Annotated in this window: 9 protein-coding genes; 8 read left to right on the plus strand and 1 reads right to left on the minus strand. The window is 60.7% G+C overall.

What is annotated here, in order from left to right:
• The first annotated feature begins 22 nt into the window (after positions 1-22).
• Both GA615_RS18830 and GA615_RS18835 read left to right on the plus strand, forming a co-directional pair.
• Positions 23-3,124: a DUF1553 domain-containing protein gene (locus GA615_RS18830; protein ID WP_152052865.1), complete on the plus strand. Its 3,102-nt coding sequence runs from the start codon at positions 23-25 to the stop codon at positions 3,122-3,124.
• Between the two features lie 32 nt (positions 3,125-3,156).
• Entirely contained in the window at positions 3,157-4,611 is a 1,455-nt protein-coding gene (locus GA615_RS18835) for a DUF1501 domain-containing protein (protein WP_152052866.1), read from the plus strand.
• Between the two features lie 97 nt (positions 4,612-4,708).
• Here the strand turns inward: GA615_RS18835 and GA615_RS18840 are convergent, their stop codons facing one another.
• Entirely contained in the window at positions 4,709-5,725 is a 1,017-nt protein-coding gene (locus GA615_RS18840) for an SDR family NAD(P)-dependent oxidoreductase (RefSeq protein ID WP_161602421.1), read from the minus strand.
• Between the two features lie 188 nt (positions 5,726-5,913).
• Here GA615_RS18840 and GA615_RS18845 point away from each other — a divergent pair, with 188 nt between their 5' ends.
• From GA615_RS18845 to GA615_RS18870, 6 genes are all read left to right on the plus strand, one after another.
• The gene (locus GA615_RS18845; RefSeq protein ID WP_152052868.1) at positions 5,914-7,365 is read left to right on the plus strand and encodes an ArnT family glycosyltransferase; all 1,452 of its coding nucleotides are present in this window, start codon (positions 5,914-5,916) and stop codon (positions 7,363-7,365) included.
• A 38-nt stretch (positions 7,366-7,403) separates the two neighbouring features.
• On the plus strand, positions 7,404-8,279 hold the full coding sequence (locus tag GA615_RS18850) for an ABC transporter permease (protein WP_152052869.1): 876 nt from the start codon (positions 7,404-7,406) through the stop codon (positions 8,277-8,279).
• 31 nt (positions 8,280-8,310) lie between these two features.
• On the plus strand, positions 8,311-9,117 hold the full coding sequence (locus GA615_RS18855) for an ABC transporter ATP-binding protein (RefSeq protein WP_235905552.1): 807 nt from the start codon (positions 8,311-8,313) through the stop codon (positions 9,115-9,117).
• Positions 9,118-9,184: 67 nt separating this feature from the next.
• On the plus strand, positions 9,185-11,662 hold the full coding sequence (locus GA615_RS18860; RefSeq protein WP_152052871.1) for a glycosyltransferase: 2,478 nt from the start codon (positions 9,185-9,187) through the stop codon (positions 11,660-11,662).
• Entirely contained in the window at positions 11,662-14,154 is a 2,493-nt protein-coding gene (locus GA615_RS18865) for a glycosyltransferase (RefSeq protein ID WP_152052872.1), read from the plus strand. Before GA615_RS18860 ends, GA615_RS18865 begins: the two co-directional genes overlap by 1 nt.
• A complete protein-coding gene (locus GA615_RS18870) occupies positions 14,151-14,447 on the plus strand; it encodes a hypothetical protein (RefSeq protein ID WP_152052873.1) in 297 nt (98 codons plus the stop codon). The genes GA615_RS18865 and GA615_RS18870 overlap by 4 nt, the downstream gene beginning before the upstream one ends.
• Positions 14,448-14,458 lie beyond the last annotated feature (11 nt).

Consider the following 14,458-nt stretch of genomic DNA (forward strand, 5'->3'; position numbering starts at 1 on the left):
CTCGGACTGAGGGAGAACTTGCATGAGCCATCGCCGCTTCGATCATCGTGACCACCCACGTTCTGCGTGTCGAGTCGGCATGGCCGTCCTGCTCGTGGGGATGGTGGCCGCCGACTCGTCCGCAGCCGAGACCAACGAGGTTCCGCGATACAACCGGGACATCCGGCCGATTCTGATGGAGAATTGTTTTTCCTGCCACGGGCCGGACAGTGCCGCCCGAAAAGCGGATTTGAGGCTCGACCAGCGCGATGCCGCCATCGAGGCCGAGTCGATCGTTCCGGGTGATCCGGAACTGAGCGAGCTGATCTACCGCGTCGAATCGGACGATGAGTTCGAGATCATGCCACCTCCCTCGTCGCATAAAACGCTGACGGCGGAGCAAAAAGCCACGCTCCGTCGCTGGGTCGAGGCGGGAGCCGAATACGAGCCGCACTGGTCGTTCATCCCTCCTCAACGACCCGAACTGCCGGAGATTTCCGAGCCGTCGTGGGTCCGCAACGAGATCGACGCATTCATTCTCGATCGACTCGAACAGGCCGGGCTGTCGCCGATGCCCGAGGCCGACCGCCGTACGATTGCCCGACGCGCGAGTCTCGATCTGACCGGCCTTCCCCCTGCTCCCGAGGCAGTCGAGGCATTCGTCAATGACCCGACTCCTGAGGCTTATGAATCCTACGTCGATCGCCTGCTTGCCTCTCCTCATTGGGGAGAGCATCGCGCCCGGACCTGGCTCGACGCGGCCCGCTACGCCGACACCCACGGGCTGCATTTCGACAACGAGCGAACCATGTGGTCGTATCGAGACTGGGTGATCAAGGCATTCAATCAAAATATGCCGTTCGACCAGTTCACCCTTGAACAACTTGCCGGCGACCTCTTGCCCGACCACGATCTCGACCAGCTCATCGCCACGGGCTTCAACCGCTGCAATATCACCACGAACGAAGGCGGCACGATTCCCGAGGAGAACCTCGTCGGCTACACCCGAGACCGGACGGAGACGGTCGCAACCATCTTCCTCGGACTGACCGCAAACTGTGCCACGTGCCACGATCACAAATATGATCCGCTGAGTCAGCGCGAATTCTACCAGTTGGCCGCCTTCTTCAATAACACGACGCAGGGGGCGATGGACGGCAACATCCGCGACACCCCGCCGATCATTCACGTTCCGGCCGACCAGGATCGAGATCGTTGGACGGAACTTTCCAGGGTCCTGGCCGAAGCCCGCGCCGCCAGCGACGCCCACAAGATCGAGTCCCGATCGGCGTTTGACCGTTGGTTGGCCGAGGCGACCGCCGACCGTGTGACGTCCGAAATTCCCTCTGAAGGCCAGACCCTGCTCGCCCAACTTGGCGAAGGAATCAGTCCCGGTCCAGTCGGGGCCCTCGAACTGGCCGGGGTCGGCGATTTCGACACGAGTGACGACTTCACGGTGTCCGCGTGGGTCAAACTCCCTCGCCGAGGGATGGCCGGCGCCGTGGTTGCCCGGATGGACGAGGCGAGTGAGCACCGCGGCTGGGACCTCTGGATCGAGGGGAACCGCGTTGGAACTCACATCGTCCACACCTGGCCAGGCGATGCGATCAAGGTGGTCTCGAAATCTGAGATCGAGCGCAACCGATGGACTCATATCAGCGTTTCTTACGACGGATCGGGCAAGGCGGCTGGTGTCTCAATCGCTTTGAACGGTCAGCCGCAAGGCGTCGATGTGGTTTCGGACCAGCTCAAGGGAACGATTCGAACCGAAGTTCCCTTGAAGGTTGGCCAGCGAAACGGATCGAGCCGACTCGACGGCGCGACGATTCGGGATGTTCGGCTCTACCACCGATCGCTCTCCACCACCGAAATGGCCGCCCTAGCCGGAGGCGATCGCACGCTCCGGCTCGTCGCCACGAACGCCGATTCGCGACCGGAGGAGGAGGTCAACGCGGCCTTCGACTGGTGGCTCGCATACGTTGATGAGACGAATCGAGACCTGCAAGCAACCCTGGCCGCTCTGGAAGCCGAGGAGGCTGAGATCAAGGCCCGAGGGACGATTGCTCATGTGACCGCTGAACGCGATCAACCGGCAACGGCCTTCGTCCTGCATCGAGGTGAATACGATCAGCGCCGGGAGGAGGTCTCCGCCGCGACCCCTGCCATCCTGCCACCGATGGACGAGGGAGCCCCCCGAAACCGGCTCGGCTTCGCTCAATGGCTCTTAAGCGACGATCATCCATTGACGGCCCGAGTTACAGTGAATCGCGCCTGGCAAGAACTGTTCGGGACCGGCCTGGTTGCGACGACCGGCGATTTCGGGATCAGCGGAGAGCTGCCCAGCCATCCCGAGTTGCTCGACTGGCTGGCCCTCGAGTTCCGCGAATCGGGCTGGGATCTCAAGCATCTCTATCGCTTGATGGTCACCTCGGCGGCATACCGGCAGTCGGCCGCCGTCTCTGCCGGGGCTCTGGAGCGCGACCCGCAAAATCGCCTGATTTCCCGCGGACCTCGCTTCCGCATGGATGCCGAGATGATTCGCGATTACGCCCTCTCGGCCAGCGGGTTGCTCGCCGAAACCATCGGCGGGCCGAGTGTCAAGCCGTACCAGCCCGAGGGGGTCTGGGAAGCCGTCGCCATGCCCGGCAGCAACACCCGCTTTTATGAAGAAGACAAAGGGACCGGCCTCTATCGCCGCAGCCTTTACACCTTCTGGAAGCGGGCCGCGCCGCCGGCCTCGATGGAAGTCTTCAACGCTCCGAGCCGGGAATACTGCACCGTTCGTCGCGAGCGGACCAACACGCCCTTGCAGGCTCTGGCAACCCTGAACGATGTCCAGTACGTGGAGGCGGCTCGTCACCTGGCGGAACGCACCCTCATCTCGACCTGCGAATCGGACGACGATCGTGTGCAGGCGATGGCCCTTCGACTGGTCGCCCGCCCCTTGGATTCGGAGGAGTTGGAGATTGTCCGCGCATCGCTCGGTGAGTTGCTCGCGCACTATCAGGGGCACCCGGAAGATGCCTCGGCTCTGATCGCCCTGGGGACCTCTCCGGCAAACACCGAGCTTGACCCGGAGACCCTGGCTGCCTGGACCATGCTTGCCAATCAGTTGATGAATCTGGACGAAGTGCTGACGAAGTGAGTTCACACCCTTTTCTTCCTTGAGGAGCAATCATGGATCCTCTCCGCCAATTCGTCCAGAACGAGACGCGCCGCCACTTCTTCGGTCGGGGGGCCAATGCCGTCGGCATGGCCGCCCTCGCCTCGTTACTTGGCGAGCGATCGGCGTCGGCCAGTGCCGACTCCCAGGGCTTGCCCGTCGGGCCGCACTTCGCGCCCAAGGCTAAGCACGTCATTTATCTGCACATGGTGGGCGGTCCTTCGCAGATGGACCTGTTCGACTACAAGCCGGCCATGGGAGACCTGTTCGATACCGACCTTCCCGAGTCGATCCGAATGGGTCAGCGTCTCACGACGATGACGAGCGGGCAGGCTCGGTTTCCCATTGCTCCGTCCAAATATGCGTTCGCCCAGCACGGCGAGAGCGGCATGTGGGTGTCGGAACTCCTGCCGCAGACGGCCAAGATGGTGGATGACCTCTGCTTCATCCGAAGCATGCATACCGAGGCGATCAACCACGAGCCGGCGATCAGCTACATGCAAACCGGGAACATGGTGACCGGCCGCCCTTGCCTTGGTTCGTGGGCGTCGTATGGCCTGGGATCGGACAACCACGATTTGCCGACCTTCGTGGTCCTGGTGGCTCGTCCGTCGAACACCGAGCAGATCCAGGCCATTTCGGGGCGGCTCTGGTCGTCCGGTTACCTGCCGGGCGAACATGCGGGGGTCTCGTTCCGGACCGCGGGCGACCCGATTCTTTACATCAACAACCCTGAGGGCGTTCCGGCCGCCGTGCGCCGAACCACGCTCGACGGGCTGAACGCCCTGAACGAACGGACGTACGCCCAGCTTGGCGACCCGGAAATCAACACCCGGATCCAGCAATACGAGCTGGCCTTCCGCATGCAGTCAAGCGTTCCCGAGTTGACCGACCTGGCGAGCGAGTCGGAAGCGACCCTCGAACTCTACGGTCCCGACGTCTCGAACCCTGGCACGTTCGCCAACACCGCGTTGCTTGCTCGTCGGATGGTCGAGCGGGGTGTTCGGTTCGTGCAGATTTACCACAACAACTGGGACACGCACGCCAACGTCTCCGGCCGCCTCCCTGATCAGTGCAAGGACGTCGATCAACCGTGTTGGGGCCTGATTCAGGACCTCAAATCCCGTGGCCTGCTCGATGAGACGCTGGTCATCTGGGGAGGTGAGTTCGGCCGGACAATTTACTGTCAGGGGAATTTGACCCGTGAGAATTACGGGCGCGACCACCACCCACGGTGCTTCACCATGTGGATGGCCGGTGGTGGTGCTCGCGGCGGGGCGATTTATGGAGAAACCGACGACTTCTCCTATAACATCGTCGACAATCCCGTCCACATTCGAGACTTCCATGCCACCGTCCTGAAGCTCATGGGATTCGATCACGAGCGCTTTACCTATCGCTACCAGGGGCTCGACCAGCGGCTCACCGGCGTCGAACCGGCCCGAGTGATCCCCGAGTTGCTCGCCTGAACATCGAACGAATCGCCCCCGGCAGCCGGTGTCTTTCCCAGACACCTTGACCACGCCGGGGTGCGATGCTCTCCCAGCACCCATCGTTGCCGCATGCTCATCCCGGTTGAGCTTGATCCGGGACAAGTCGACTGAGAACGGCCGCGACCGTTCCTCGCAGCCGTTCCCCAGGGATCGGCGGATCGTTCTGTTCGTCGGCTGACGGTTCGGGCATGGAGTGTTCGACCAGAGCATTCAGCTCCGCAAACCAGGCCGGAGCAATGGCATCGACGATCGGCCCCAGCCGGGCGGGCCAGGTGACGGGGGCCTCGGGATCGCCGTTGCAAATCGCTTCGAGAAACCGTTCGGCGCTGGTGTGGGCCGAGGTCGCCGTGATCGGGTTCACATCCCCGGCCGCGAACCAGGCGTACTCGGCGTGGCGATCCCCTTTCATCAGCGCGTTGGTATGCCCTCCGGTGCGAATCATGGCCGGATAAAATCCGGTGACGTAGATACGATCCTTTACAAGTTCTGGATAGAGCCCCCTTGTGAACCCCGAGAAGGCGAACTTGCTCGCCGTGTACGGCAGCAGATGCGGCACGGCGATGCGGCCGCCGATCGAGACGACGTTGCCGATCCGGCCGCCTCCGGCCGCCCTCATGTGGGGCAAGGCGGCGAACGAGCAATAGACGCCTCCCCAGAAATTGACCTCGTGAAGGTGACGGAGGTCATCGAGGGTCATTGCCTCCAGCGGTCCGACCATCATCAGCGCCGCGTTGTTGATCAAGACGTCGATGCGTCCGAACTGCTGAATCACCCGATCCATCATCGCTTCGACGGCGGTTCGATCGGCGATGTCGGTCGGGATGGCCAGTGTTGCCAGGGCTCCTTCGGCGATCAGTTCTCGTGCGGCCTGTTCGATCGCCTCGGCATTTCTCGCCACGAGAACCACAATCGCTCCGCGTCGAGCAGCCTTGCGAGCCAGGATTAAGCCCAGCCCACTGGATGCCCCGGTAATGACCACCACCCTCCCACGCAGCTCGATGTGACGTTGGCGTCTGAGCCACGATCGGGCCGCGAAGGAGAGACCGGCTCCGGCCATCAGTCCAAGGGCCAGTTTCGTACGAGTCTTCATGGTGTGAACGGCTCCCGGGTGTGGTTGATCTCCGTGGTGGTCGCTTTCCTGATGTTTTCTGCACTCGGCGTGCCGTTTGCTCCTCGAACCCGCCTTGACCGACCGGCCCATCGGCGTCAGAGTGTTGCGGGCCACAGGAATGGGGCGACGAGGTTCCGTCGCGAACAGGCCCCGGGGAGTCGGCCTGGATGCCTCAACTTCGCTGGATTCTTGCCATCGTCGCCCTCGCCGTCACGGTGAGGGTTTCGGCGATTGTTGTACTCCAAAGCCACACCGTTCCCCGGAGTACCTACGAGCACGGCGAGATTGCCTCGAACTTGCTCGAAGGCCGGGGGTTCTCGATTCGCTTTCTCGGTGTTGATGGTCCCACCTCACAGCAGGCCCCGCTCTATCCGCTCCTGGTTGCGGCAGCCTTCGCGGTGGGAGGCATCGAAACGCCCGAGGCCCTTCTGCTCCTCCAGCTCGGACAGGCGGCGCTGGGAGGAGCGATGACACTGGCGGTGATGGCGCTGGTCTATCAGATTGTTCCCGATCGACCTCGCATGGCGATCGTTGCCGGGCTGTTAACCGCCGTGCATCCGACACTTATCTACGTCGCGACTCATGTTCAGGTGGCTGGGCTTGCGGCGACGCTGGTGACACTTGCCTTTGTCGGAGCGTATCGGATGGCCCGCTCAGCCCATCGGCTCGATGCCTTGGCCGTGGGAGGAATCCTCGGCCTTCTGGTGCTCTGCGATCCGATTCTCGGGTTGATTGCTCCCGCCATTGCCTGGGTCGCGGTGCAAGGCCAGGGATTTCGTCGCGCGATCGGGCCGCTCACGGTTGTTGCACTCATCTCGTCCCTGACGGTCGCCCCCTGGATTGTCCGCAACGCTCGTGTTCACGGAGAGTTCGTACCGGTCAAGAGCACCTTCGGGTACGCCTTCTGGCAGGGGAACTGCTCACTGAGCGAAGGAACCGATAAGGTTGTTCGAGCTTCGGTCGAGACGATCCTTGCGAATAGCGGCCCAGGCCTGGCCGATCGGAACCGAGCCTTGTGGGACGCTCGTCACGAGGCCGGCTACATCGACGATATCGCCCTGACCGCGGACGACCGGCAAACCCTCGCAACGCTCAACGAACCGGGCCGATCGCGATGGCTCCTTCGTCGAGCACTCGACGATCTGCAGGCCGATCCGCTTCGCTATCCCCGTCTCTGCGCGAAACGGCTTCGTTCGTTCATTCTCTGGGATGATACCAACCCCAAGACCCGAAGCCTGATCTATCGTACCGGACACCTTGGGCTGTCACTACTTGCAATTGTTGGCTTGATTGGGCTCGGCCCCAACCTCCGTCGTCGGATCGCACCCACGCTACTGGCGGCGACCTTGATTGCCGTGTTCCACGCCCTGACCATTGTCTCGGCACGGTTTCACGTGCCCATTGAACCGCTGATGGCGGTCTGGGCTTCGGGAGTGGTCGCCACCGCTCGATCAGGCGGCCGAGCTGACTTGGGCTTCACAAGAGCGCGCGAAACCGTATCATTTGCACCGAATCGCATCGAACGACAGTCGAGCCGCAGGGAGGAAGGCCGACAGTTGGTCGAGACCTCATGGTCAGGCCAAGCACTCTCGGGCCTCTCCGACCGAGATCGGACCTGATTCCGATCCCGCCTTCATTCACACGGAAGTGAACCGTTATGGCCACACAGGTCTCGTCTCCGACGACGCCAATCCCGCAGGTGTTCCCACCTGGTCGTGACACACTGCCTGGCCTGAACGGATTGACCATCCTCGTCCGTGACGCCCAGGAACTCTATCGCTTCCGGGCGGTCCTGAAAAACCTGGTGGCCCAGGACCTTCGAACGAGGTATCAACGGTCGTTGCTGGGATTCTTGTGGACGCTCCTGAATCCCATCTTGATGATGGTCACCCTTTCGCTGGTTTTCACGCATCTGTTCAAGTTCGGCAAAGGGGGAACCGATTACGCACTTTATTTGTTCTCAGGCATGGTCCCCTGGGGACTGCTGGTCGGAACAGTCACCGAGTCGTCCACCTGCATCATTTCCAACGAAGGCTTGATTCGGAAAATCTACATCCCAAAAATGATTTTCCCGCTCTCAAGGCTAGTGCTCAACACCACCATGTTGACTCTCTCGATGACGGCTCTGTTTCTCCTGATGGTCCCGCTCGGAGCCCGGTTTACTCCGTCGCTCCTGATGGTCCCGATCGCGATCTTCATCTACGCGATCTTCACGCTGGGCCTCGGACTCATCGCCGCGACGGTGAACACGTTCTACCGAGATTTTGGTCATCTGCTCACGGTCTTTCTTCAGGCCTGGTATTTTGCCACCCCAATCGTCTATCCGATCAACGCCCTTCCTGAGGAAATTGCCTGGCGATTCTGGCTCAACCCCGCATACCCGTTTATCCGCATGTTTCACGTCACCATCTATGAAGGTCATTGGCCTTCCTGGATGCTCTTCCTCTCGACTGCCGGCATCGCGGCGGTGGCCCTGGGAATCGGCTATGTCACGTTCAAGTCGTATGAGGACAAACTGGTCTTCCGGCTCTGAATCGAGGCCGCGAGGTCAAGGAGAGGCAGAGGTGAGTCACGAGACGGTCATCGACCTGCAGCGCGTTTCGCTGCGGTTCACCACCTACAGCGACAAATACTATTCGCTCAAACGCGCCTGCATGGATCTATTCCTCCGTCGCGAGCAGAGCAATCAGTCGTCGTTCTGGGCAATTAGCGGGATCGATCTGAACATTCGTCGTGGTGAACGCATCGGAATTCTTGGAGCCAACGGCGCGGGCAAAAGCACGTTACTCCGTATTATTGCCGGGATCTACTCCCCGACCTCCGGCCGGATCGTGGTCAATGGTCGTGTCGCCCCCTTGATTGAGCTGGGCGCTGGGTTCAACTTTGAACTTTCCGGCGAGGAGAATGTCTATCTCAACGGCGCGTTGCTCGGGTTCGATCGGAAACAGATGAAGGCTCGGATCAACCGGATCTGGGATTTCTCCGGTCTTCATGAGTTCGCATCGCTGCCCTTGAAATACTACTCGACCGGCATGCTCTCCCGGCTCTCGTTTGCAGTCGCCACCGAGGTCGATCCCGACATTTTGCTGCTCGATGAAACCCTCAGCGTGGGCGATGCCTCGTTTCAGAGCAGGGCTCGAGAGCGCATTCATCAGGTGATTGATCGCTCAAACGTGGTGGTGATCGTCTCCCACGATATGGACGCGCTCTCCAAGATTTGCACCAGGGGTCTCTGGCTCGACCGAGGAGTCCTTCAGGCCGACGGCCCCATTGATCAGGTGATCGACTCGTACATTCGTCATGTCGGCACACCCGCATCCGAAGCGGCCACCACCCAGGAACCTGATCGAGCCACGGCCGACGCAGCCTGATGATTCGCGGGGAAACGACTGAAGGCTCCCCGACTCAACTTCGTGACGCAGCGGCAGGGAGGTCATCGTGCGGATCGGGGTCGACGTACTCGCCATTCAATCCCCCTACAGCCGCGGGCGAGGTATCGGCCGCTACGCGAGAAGTCTCCTCGCAGCCATGCTCGAACGTGAAGACGAGCACGAGTACATTCTCTACACTTACGAAGATCTCTCTCGAGAGTCCCTCCCGACATCCTCCCGCACCCGCATTCGGGAGGTTCGCCGCAACCATCACCAGGGTGAACACACCCTTCAACATGCCATTGAACGCTCCCTGGTTGAAGATGTCGGCGCTCTGGACTGGTTCCTCCTCCTCAGCCCCTTCGAAACCTGGGAATTCTACGGGCTTCCGCACCGACCGGTCAGTGGCATCCAAACCGCGGCGGTTGTCTACGACCTGATTCCGTTTCTTTTTCAAGAAACATATCTGGTCAACGAAAATGTCGGCCGTTGGTTTTATGGGCATCTCAGACGACTCTGCCGTTACGACCGCCTCCTGGCAATCTCCGAGGCGACCCGGCAGGACACGCTTCAATTGCTCGGCCTACCACCCTCGCGAGTTCAAACCATCGGCACGGCCAGTGAGCCATCAACGCACGATCGTTACGATTCCAGCATAAACGCCGCCGTTCTGGATCGTCTCGGGATCGACCGCCCGTTCCTGTTCTGCCTCGGCAGCAGTGATCCACGCAAAAATCTTCAAGGGCTAATTGATGCCTTTGCCCTGCTTCCAGCCCATCATCGCGATCGAACTCAACTGGTGGTGACCTGTTCCCTGATCGAAGCTGAGGTCCAGCAGCTTCGCCGCCACGCGGAAGCCGCAGGGATCTCCGATCAACTTGTGCTTACCAACGCCGTTGATCAGGAGACCTTGATCACGCTTTATCGGTCCTGCGTTGCCTTTGTTTTTCCGTCGCTCTACGAAGGGTTTGGTCTGCCGATTCTTGAAGCCATGCAACTGGGTGCTCCGGTCATTGCCGCGAACAATTCTTCACAACCCGAGGTTCTGGGTAATGCCGGACTTCTCACCAATGCCGCGGAACCCTCTGATCTGGCCACGGCGATGGTGCGATTGCTGGAAAACCCTTCTCTACGACAGCAACTCGGATGGCAAGGGCAAGACCGATCCGAACAGTTTCGCTGGTCCGAGGTGGCCGATCGGACCCTTCGCGTCCTTGAAGCGCCACGCCCACAGCAGACGTCCCCGCGAGGCCGACGAACTCTTACACGCGATCCTTCGCCTCCTCGGATCGCCATCTTCTCTCCTCTGCCTCCGACTCCATCAGGAATCGCCCGATATACAGAACGTATTTGCACGTCCCTCCGCGATGAGACGTTGATCGATCTCTACCACGCCCCGAGCGATCGCCCCGCGTTGACCGACTCCTCCAGCCGGTATGCAACGTTTGACGCTTCCATGTTCGATCGCCGTCGGAATCTGGTCCGTTACGAAGCGACCATTTATCAATTTGGGAATTCGTCGTTTCATACGTATCTCTACGAACCGTTTCTCAATCATCCGGGCATCGTGGTTCTGCACGACCAAGCACTCGCCGGTTTTCATGCAAGCTACGGCCTGATGACGGGTCGCATGAATGCGCACTTGATCGACGAGCTCAACTATTCCGGTCACGCCCACGATTCCGGTTTGGCCGAACTGGTCACCGGTTGGAAGCCCGGAACCTGGGACATCCAGGACGAAATGGTCCGTCGTGGTGTGACCATGAACCGCCGAATCCTGGAGCGTGCAACCGCGATCCTCGTGCATTCGCAAACCAGCCGAGATCAAATTGCCGCGACGTTCCCCTGGCTCTCAAAGAAGGTCCACGTTGCGCCAATCGGCTGCGATCCTGACCCGATCGACCTCAATCGGAAACGCAAGGCGCGTCGGTCGCTCGGATTAGATGACCACGCAGTTGTCCTCGGCGCCGTCGGCATTCTTCATCCGACCAAGCTGAACCGGGAGACGATCCGGGCGTTTGCCAACGCGCTTTCCGATCTTCCTCAAGCGGTTCTATTGTTCGTTGGCCGCGATCTGGGCAACGGAGAGGCTCGCTGCGAGGCCGCTCGTCTTGGCGTCCGGGATCGGGTCCGATTCCTCGGCCATCTCTCGGATGACGACTTCGAACGCGCGATCGACGCATTCGATGTTGGGCTTAGTCTGCGGCGACCACCGACCAATGGTGAGTCGTCCGCCGCCCTGCTCGACCTGCTTCGACGAGGGCTCCCGACCGTCGTTTGCGATGTTGGTACCTTCGCCGAATATCCCGACGCGGTCGTTCGCAAAATTTCGTGGACGGACGAGCATTCAGGAGTCGCTCAACTCGGCGCCGTTCTCAGGTCACTCGTGCTCGACACCGACCTGAGACAGAAGATCGGTCAATCGGCAAACGATCATGTTCGCCGTTCACACACCTGGGCACAACTTCTCGATGTATACCGCCGGCTCTGCTTCCCCGATCGCCCGGCTGATCACACGACGATGCTTCGGAGAGGGGTGGCCTGATGCGTCTCGGAATTGACCTCTTGCCGCTTCAGTCCGAAGGAAGCCGAGACCGAGGTGTCGGTCGCTACGCCGCGGCCTTACTCCGTTCGCTGGCCGAGTCCAGTTTGACGGATGAATGGGTGCTTTATTCGTATCGAGCGTTGCCTATCGACCGGATTCCAGAGATTCACGGGCCGACGGTTCAGACCGTTTCCGTGGGTCTCGATGAAGGCGACGAGACCATTCAGGGACGCTGGCAGACCATCGCCACTCAGAACTCAGACCGCCTCGATGCGCTGCTCATGTTAAACCCGTTTGAGCTTGCGCCGGGCTTCGAGCCTCCCGCGCCGACCCCGGGGGGATTGCCGCTCATCGCAGTTCTGTACGACCTGATTCCCTTGCTCTTTCCTGAGGCCTACCTCAGTGATCCCGGCGTTCGACGACGGTATCATCACCGAATCGATACGTTACGTCATTATAATCGTTTTCTGGCGATCTCGGACGCAACTCGCCGCGATGCCGTGCAGCGGCTCGGGATTCGAGCGGATCGGGTCGTTTCCCTCCCCTTGGCCGTCGATCCACGGTTCCGGCCTGCTGATGCCGATGGCTCCGATCCCGACTCCCACCGGCTGAGCCGCCTCGGGGTATCCAAGCCGTTCCTGTTTCACCTTGGTGGGCGAGATGACCGCAAAAACGCCTGGGGGGTGCTTGATGCGTTCTCCATGCTTGATCCGGTGCTCCGAGCCGGCACCCAGCTGGTCGTCGCTGGGGCCTACGACGCCATCTATCGAGATAAAATTCTTGCGTATGCCTTGAACCATTCGATCGGCGATCATGTGATCGTTCCGCGTGATGTCGATGATTCCACGCTTGAAGCACTCTACCGCAGTTGCTCGGCCTTTGTCTTTCCCTCGCACTACGAAGGGCTTGGGCTCCCAATTCTTGAAGCCATGCGGAGCGGAGCCCCAGTCATCGCTGGGCGCAACTCGTCGCAAATCGACCTCGTCGGCGAGGCGGGGATTCTCGTGGATCCGTCCGACACCGAGGCCATCGCCCAGGGCATGGCTCGGCTGCTCGAAGATCGTTCCGGCGCCCAGGTACTGGCTCAGGCCGCCATCGAGCGGACCGATGCGCTTTGCCGATCCAATCTCGGAGCAGTGGCCCGAGCGTCGATTGTGAAATGCCTGGAGTCGAAGGTCCCCCGGCCCCATTTCCGACTTCGTCCCGATCGACAACGCGTTGCCATGATTTCCCCCTACCCTCCCAAGGCAACCGGTATTGCGGATTATGCACACCGCTTGGCGCTGGCGCTCCATGAGCAGGTGAACGTCGATCTGTTTCACGATGGCGACTACGTGCCCGAACTGGGCCTCTCCGATCGCCGATTCCGCTGCTTTGATCGCGCCTCGTTTGCCCGAAGGCTCGCGGTACTCCCCCCTCGGGCAATCATTTATCAAATGGGTAACTCATGGTATCATAGATCCGTTTACGAGTGCTTGCGGCAGCATCCCGGCATCACGGTCCTGCATGACTATTATTTGGCGGGCTTCCACTTCTGGTACGCCAATCAACCCGATGTTCCTTCGGGGCATTTCGAGCGAATCATCGCTCAGGAACGAGCCGCCGGTCAGATTGACCCTGAGGAGCGTGTGGACACCTGGCATTCTGAACCTGGTGGTGTCCAGGCCGCCGCCATGCGACGCGGCGTTGCCTTGAACCGCGAGATCTTCGAGCGGTCCCGCTTCGTGGTCGTCCATTCCCCCTACTGCCGAGAACTTGTCCGGCAGACGATGCCCGAATTCGTGGACCGAACCGTGGTCATCCCGATGGGGGCATCACCCAACCCTCAGAGTCTCGCCCAGGTCAACGCCACTCGTCAACACTTCGGCATCCCAACCGATGCGGTTGTTTTTGGATGTTTCGGCAATCTCACATCCATGAAGATGTACGAAGAATCCATCCGGGCCTTTGCGAAGATTCGTCGCCAGGTAGACCGGGCCATCCTTCTGTTCGTGGGAAAGGACTGGGAACAGGGCCGAGCCCGGCAACTCGTTCAGGACGAGGGCCTGGACGACCGCGTCCTGTTCCTGGGGCAAGCATTGAAGATGGATTACGAGCGGCTCGTGGGCGCGGTTGATGTCGGGCTTGGCCTGCGACGCCCGCCCACCTATGGCGAAACGTCCGCCTCGTTGCTGGACTTTCGCCGGTCAGGCGTCGCCTCGATCGTCACCGAGGTCGCCAGCTTCCGTGACTATCCGGCTGAGACGGTCGTCACCTGGAATCCTGACCGTGACGGTGAAAACGGGCTCGCGGATCGGATGCTTGAACTCGCACGCAATCCCTCGATGCGCCGAGCCATTGGCGAGGCAGCACTTAATCATGTGAAAACACATCACGACTGGTCGATCGCCGCGCGGGCCTATGCCGACCTCGTGGCCCGCTGTGGCGATGCGTCCCAATGCTCACCCCTCGATCATGCCGATCCTCACGAGAACGGAGTCTTTCACAGATGAAACGCCTGCTCAAATCGCTCGTCAGACCGGTCTGGGGATGGACGGTGGTCGTTCGTCGTCCGATCGTACGTAAATTCGATCAGAAGCTGGAACGAATGCTCGGCGAGTGTGTCCGCGACCCGATCGCCCATCACCTGCACCTGTCCAACGTGTCTCAACACGAAATGAACATTGCCTTGAACAGTTGTATTCGGGAGATCGCTCGGCTGGAAATGCAGGTTGAGGAATTGCGGCTGGAACTGGCTCGTGACCGCGATGCCAGCCTGTTCGAGGCAACCTCCGAGGCCCGTTGAGACCGACGACT

The organism is Tautonia marina (assembly GCF_009177065.1).
Classification (GTDB): Bacteria; Planctomycetota; Planctomycetia; order Isosphaerales; family Isosphaeraceae; genus Tautonia; species Tautonia marina.